Below are 1,459 nucleotides of genomic sequence, written 5' to 3'. Positions count from 1 at the left end.
GAGAACCGCTCAAAAGAGTGTATAATTTTTCGGGGATGCGATCGCCCTCATACATCACAACTTCTCCCTGTCGGTAACTCCGAATTGCTGTATGTTCTTGCAATCGCTCTAATTCAGTTTGGTTTAAGCTGGCAAATATTCCAATTTTAGCCAGTTGCTCAACAGTTGATTTCATACCTTTAACTCTACCCGCTCGGAGTCTATTGACAGTATAATAACGGTGAATTCAGAATATATCGAAACAAGCAGAGCCATCTACGAAAATGCAGAACCAGAATATCAGCGATATTATTTTGATGAGATAGCTGGCGGATTTGTGCTAATTCACCAACAACATAATCTTAATAATTCGGAAATCTTTGTGGCTGAAGTTTTGGCTAAAATAGGGAAGAGAGTTAGAATGTTGAGCGAGCAAGCAGCAGAGGGTGTGAGAACGCCAGATGCTGAGATTGACGGTGAGATTTGCGAATTTAAGGAGTTAACAGAACAGACTCAAAACATCAGAGACCGAGTGCAAGAAGGCATCAGTAGAGCAAAAAAACAAGGTGCAGTAACGGTTATTTTTCACGTAAACCGAAAGAGTTACGAGTTTTGGAAGGTAAACGACGGCATCAGAAAAGCTTTTTAGTGGGACGACACACAACGGATTCAGAGCATTATATTAGTATTCAATAGCGAAGAATCTCAAGAAATTACTAGGGAGGAATGGGAAAATGGAAGACGTTTTTAATGAGTTTGAAGAAATTATACAAAGAGGATTAAAAAATAATATGCCGCGAGATGCCAAATTGATAACTGTTGGGCAAATTCTTTATGCAGTTACCCGCGATGAGCTGACAAATAAAGAAGGTTGGCAGCTTGAAGCAATGCTGGGAGGCAGAAAAAACTGGGAAGAGGCACTTGAGTACAGCATTTTTGGCTATCCAGTAGATACAGAAATGCCATCTTTAGACAAACCTCTGGTTATTGCAGGCAAAACTTTTCATTCTCGCTTGATGACGGGGACGGGAAAATATCGCAGCATCGCAGAAATGCAGCAAAGTGTCAACGCTAGCAGGTGCGAAATTGTTACCGTGGCTGTGCGGCGAGTGCAAACAAATGCTCCCGGTCATGAAGGATTGGCAGAGGCTCTCGATTGGACTAAAATTTGGATGCTGCCAAATACTGCTGGTTGTCAAACTGCGGATGAGGCGATTAGAGTAGCTCGTTTGGGCAGGGAAATGGCGAAACTTTTAGGGCAAGAAGACAATAATTTTGTCAAGTTAGAAGTGATTCCCGATGCTAAATATTTGCTGCCCGATCCGATCGGCACTTTGGAAGCTGCAGAACAATTAGTTAAAGAAGGTTTTGCCGTTTTGCCCTACATCAACGCCGATCCCCTGCTGGCAAAACGCCTCGAAGAAGTCGGTTGTGCGACAGTCATGCCTTTAGGTTCGCCCATCGGTTCAGGGCAAGGGAT

Annotated in this window: 1 protein-coding gene and 1 pseudogene; both read left to right on the top strand. The window is 43.1% G+C overall.

The window, feature by feature from the left end; genetic code table 11:
* Positions 1-220 precede the first annotated feature (220 nt).
* Positions 221-628 carry a CdiA C-terminal domain-containing protein gene (locus tag QUA45_RS28770; RefSeq protein WP_333223348.1) on the top strand — a complete coding sequence of 136 codons (408 nt, stop codon included), beginning with the start codon at positions 221-223 and terminating at the stop codon, positions 626-628.
* Positions 629-938: 310 nt separating this feature from the next.
* A pseudogene (locus QUA45_RS28765) lies at positions 939-1,459 on the top strand (thiazole synthase); the annotation flags it as partial.

The sequence above is a fragment of the Microcoleus sp. Pol12A5 genome (assembly GCF_036701435.1).
Lineage (GTDB): Bacteria > Cyanobacteriota > Cyanobacteriia > Cyanobacteriales > Microcoleaceae > Microcoleus.
This window is presented reverse-complemented; position numbering and strand designations above follow the sequence as displayed.